Here is a 561-nt window from a genome sequence, read left to right as displayed (position 1 = left end):
ACCTTTGGCGGCATGTCCATCGCGGCCATGCCGCATGGGCCGGCGGCGGCGTGCTTGCGGAACGTGCGCTCGCAGGCGGGCGGCTCGCCGCCGTGGGTCGCCCGTATGGCCTCCGCGCCCCGCCCCTGCGCCGCGGCGGCGCCACGACGCCCACCATGGCCCTCAGCCGCTCCTCGGCGAGGTCTATGCCGCTCCTGGGCTCGCCGGCGCGCCTCTCGCCGAGGCTCCGCGCCTCCCTGGCCGAGCAGGAGCGCTTCGGCAGGCCGCAGCGGGCTCGCTTCGCGCACGTCGGCGGGCAGACGTACGGCCGCGACCCGGCCCCCTCGCGCATCCCCATCAAGAACTTCCCGCGGGTGAGCGCGCGGTCCCTGGTGACGCACTTCTCGCAGAGCCGCGGGGCCGACCCGCGCGCCCTCCCGCACGCGCCGCCAGCCCCCGCACAGTCACGGCAGTTGGCACGGCCCGTGGCCCCGCGCCTCCCGCTGGGCGGCCTGACGGTCCTGCTGGCAACGACTTCGCGGCCGACGGCAGGCGCGGCGACATGCGGGCTACGCCGAGATC

General features: G+C 77.4%; 1 protein-coding gene. It reads left to right on the top strand.

The genetic code is table 11. The annotated features are described in order from the left end of the window. Positions 1 to 50: 50 nt before the first annotated feature. On the top strand, positions 51 to 561 hold a 511-nt coding region (locus tag HMPREF1008_RS10920), incomplete at its 3' end, for a hypothetical protein (protein WP_232202889.1).

Origin of the sequence: Olsenella sp. oral taxon 809 str. F0356 (genome assembly GCF_000233535.1) — a bacterium.
GTDB lineage: Bacteria > Actinomycetota > Coriobacteriia > Coriobacteriales > Atopobiaceae > Olsenella_I > Olsenella_I phocaeensis.
This window is presented reverse-complemented; position numbering and strand designations above follow the sequence as displayed.